The organism is Thermomonas sp. (assembly GCF_020850895.1).
GTDB lineage: Bacteria > Pseudomonadota > Gammaproteobacteria > Xanthomonadales > Xanthomonadaceae > Thermomonas.
In genome coordinates this window covers 1-3,687 of record NZ_JADZDS010000119.1, presented here as the reverse complement: position 1 = coordinate 3,687, position 3,687 = coordinate 1, and the positions used below count along the sequence as shown (strand labels likewise).

Annotated in this window: 2 protein-coding genes; one reads left to right on the top strand and one right to left on the bottom strand. The window is 67.5% G+C overall.

What is annotated here, in order from left to right; genetic code table 11:
• Positions 1-220: 220 nt before the first annotated feature.
• Positions 221-1,810: a choline dehydrogenase gene (locus IT472_RS10855; RefSeq protein WP_297181521.1), complete on the top strand. Its 1,590-nt coding sequence runs from the start codon at positions 221-223 to the stop codon at positions 1,808-1,810.
• A gap of 59 nt (positions 1,811-1,869) precedes the next feature.
• Here IT472_RS10855 and IT472_RS10850 read toward each other — a convergent pair.
• The coding region (locus tag IT472_RS10850; RefSeq protein WP_297181520.1) for a M48 family metallopeptidase at positions 1,870-3,687 on the bottom strand (1,818 nt) is incomplete at its 5' end.

Sequence of the window (3,687 nt, the reverse complement as noted above, 5' to 3'; positions counted from 1 at the left end):
CTCGCCCAGCGCGGCGCGGAAACGTTCGATGCGTCCGCTGGCGGCTGCGGGTTGGCTCATCCTGATGTCGGTGCGGGCACGGCGATGCGCAACGGTAACCGCAGGCGCGCCAAGGTTCCAGCGCCGCACGCAATCGACACTGTCGCGGAAGTTCCATTCCCGAGCATTTGCTCTAACCGCACCGCATAGTTTCGGGAACAGACATCAGCAGGCGACGGCATTGGCCACGGCATACGACTACATCATCATCGGCGCCGGTTCGGCCGGCTGCGTGCTGGCGCACCGCCTCAGCGAAGATCCGAACGTCACGGTGCTGCTGCTGGAAGCCGGCGGCCGCGACTGGCATCCGTTCGTGCACATGCCCGCTGGGCTGGCCAAGATCGCCACCCTCAAATCGATCAATTGGGATTACCAGACCGTTCCACAGCCGCAGCTCGGCGGGCGTTCGCTGTGGTGCCCACGCGGCAAGCTGCTGGGCGGTTCCAGTTCGATCAACGCGATGTGCTACATCCGCGGGGTGCCTGCCGATTACGACGAATGGGCCGCGCACGGCGCCGACGGCTGGCACTGGGACAATGTGCTGCCCTGGTTCCGCAAGGCCGAGGGCAATACCCGCGGCAGTGACGCCTTCCACGGCGGTGACGGCCCGCTGACGGTGTCCGATCTGCGCCACGTCAATCCGCTGAGCCATGTGTTCGTCGAAGCTGCGCAGCAGGCCGGCATGGCCAGCAATCCCGACTTCAACGGCGCCCACCAGCAGGGCGTGGGCCTGTACCAGGTGACCCAGCGCGAGGGCGCGCGCTGTTCGACCGCGGTCGCCTACCTGAACCCGGTGAAATCGCGGCCGAACCTGACCGTGGCGACCACGACCCGAGTCGACCACATCACCTTCACCGGTCGCCGCGCCAGCGGCGTGGCCTGCGTGCAGGGCGGCAACCCGATCCAGTACACCGCGACCCGCGAAGTGCTGCTCAGCGGGGGTTCGATCAACTCACCGCAGCTGTTGATGCTGTCCGGGATCGGCCCGGCCGACGCGCTGCGTGCGCACGGCATTGCAGTCCGCCACGACGCCCCGGATGTCGGCGCCAACCTGCAAGACCACCTCGACGTCACCACCCTGCAACATTGCACCCAGCGCATCAGCTACGACCGCGTGAGCGAAGTCAAGACCGCGTTTGAATACTTCCTCGGCGGCCACCGCGGCCCGGGCACCAGCAACATCGCCGAAGGCGGCGCCTTCTGGCGCTCACCATTGGCTGCCGACGAACGCGCCGACATCCAGCTGCACTTCATCCCGGCGATGATCGACGACCACGGCCGCAACCGCCTGCCCGGCGACGGCTACACCATGCACGCCTGCTTCCTGCGCCCGCGCAGCCGCGGCAGCCTGCGTCTGGCCAGCAACCGCGCCGACGACAAACCGATCATCGACCCCAATTACCTCGGGGATCCGGACGGCTTCGATCTCAAGATGCTGATCGAATGCGCCAAGCTGTCGCTGGAAATCTTCGCGCAGAAGGCCTTCGACCCCTACCGCGGCACACTGATCTTCCCGCCGCAGCTGCCGCGCAGCGAAGCCGAGCTGATCGCCTTCGTGCGCAGCCGCGCCGAAACCGTCTACCACCCGGTCGGCACCTGCAAGATGGGCAACGACGACGACGCCGTGGTCGATCCGCAGCTGCGGGTGCAGGGCGTCGAAGGCTTGCGGGTGGTGGATGCCTCGGTGATGCCGAACCTGCCCGGCGGCAACACCAATGCGCCGACGATCATGATTGCCGAGCGTGCGGCAGACCTGATCCGGCAAACCTGACCGGCACGTCCACCGCCGCGGCCACACGCCAAACGGAACATCGGCGGGCATGGCGGCCGTCAATCCGCCACGACCGCCCCCAGCACCGGCGGCAGCGGGCAATGCAGGACAGCGCAAATGGTGCGCAGCAGTTCGGCTTCGGCAACGCTGATCCAGCCGTCGCTGCTGATCGCCTCGGCGATCGCCTCGACCATCACCTGCTTGGCCAACGGGTCGAGGGCATCCAGCGGATCCCACACCGCATCCAGCGCCTCGACCCCGCGCGCCGGCGGCGCATACGGCAGCACGTCGCGCGGCAGTACCCGCTGCATGCCGGCAAGATAAGCGCGCTTGGCCGACGCCGCGTCGGCATTGCCGTACTGCGCCACCACCGCCAGCAGGGTGGCAAATTCCTGGCGCACGCCCGTGGTTTTCCTGCGACCGAACTGGCTGTACCGCCCGGGATCCAGCGCCTCACGCACCTGCACGGCCAGCAGTTTGCCGAGGCAATATTCGAACAGGGACACCTCGCCGTCGGAGTTCATCACCGCCTGCACGGTGGCCAGGAACGCATCCAGCTGTGGACGCGGGCGCAGGCGCAGCACCGGGAACGCGATCGCCGCCAACGGCAATCTCAGCATCGGGTGCAGGGCCTGCGTGTATCGAAGGTGCAGTTCCGCGGACCGCCCTGCAGTTGCTGCATCCAGCCGCATGGCGATGACCGCGCATTGCCCAGCCCGCACCTGCGCATCCCGGTCCAGCAGCAGCGCCAACAACAGCGGGATCACGGCCTCACGGTCACGGGCAAGGTCATTCACGGCCTCGGGCATCGCATTCACGATCGTATCCGCACGCTGGTAGTCGTCCACGTCGGGCTGTGCCACCTGGGCTGCGATCGAGGCAGCGTCCACGGCAAGGGCTTGCTGCGCACCCGGCAGCGGCGGCGGCTTCGCGGGCCCTGCATTCGACATGCCCGGCAACGGCGGCGGCTGTGCCGGCGCGGGCGCCAGACCCAGCTGCAGGTCTTCCTCCAACCCATTCGGCGGCGCGGCCTGCCAGCGCGACCGCAGGTGGTCGAGCTTGTGCGCGTTGAAGGAAGGTTCCAGCGCCCGGATCCGCTCGAGCAGCGGCGGATGGGTGGCAAACCAGCCGAACAAGCCCAGCCCGTCCCCGAACAGCATGTGGCTGACCTCTTCGGCCTGGCTGCGTTGGGCAAACCGCGCTCCCTCCGCGAGCCCGGCGATTTTTTTCAGCGCACCCGCCAGTCCCGCCGTCTGTCGGGTGAACTGCACCGCGGTGGCATCGGCCAGCCGTTCGCGCGAACGGCTTATCCCGGCCTTGATCATCCGTGCGAAGAACAGCCCGACGTAGCCAATCGCCATCATCGCCAGCGTAACCACCAACACCACCAGCGCGCCGGAACCGCGAAAGCGGCCGTGCTCCAGGATCTTGCGCCCCACCAACCCCACCATCAGGATGCCGAACAGCACCCCGATCATGCGCAGGTTCAAGCGCATGTCGCCATTGAGAATGTGGCTGAACTCGTGGGCGATCACGCCCTGCAGCTCGTCGCGATTGAGGCGGTCGAGCGCGCCACGGGTGACCGCCACCACGGCATCGGCCGGGGTGAAACCGGCCGCGAACGCATTGATGCCGGCCTCGTCTTCCAGCACGAAAAGCCGCGGCACCGGCAGCGCCGAAGCGATTGCGATTTCTTCGACCACGTTGCGCAACCGCCGCAGCGACGGTTCGTGCGTGTCCTGCGGCACAAAGGTGCCGCCCAGCTGTGCGGCGATGATCGGCCCGCCGCCGCCCAGACTGTTGATCCGATAGGCCGACCCCGCACCGATCACCAGCAGGGTGATGAGACTGGTCATGATCAGCACCGGCGCCGAAGG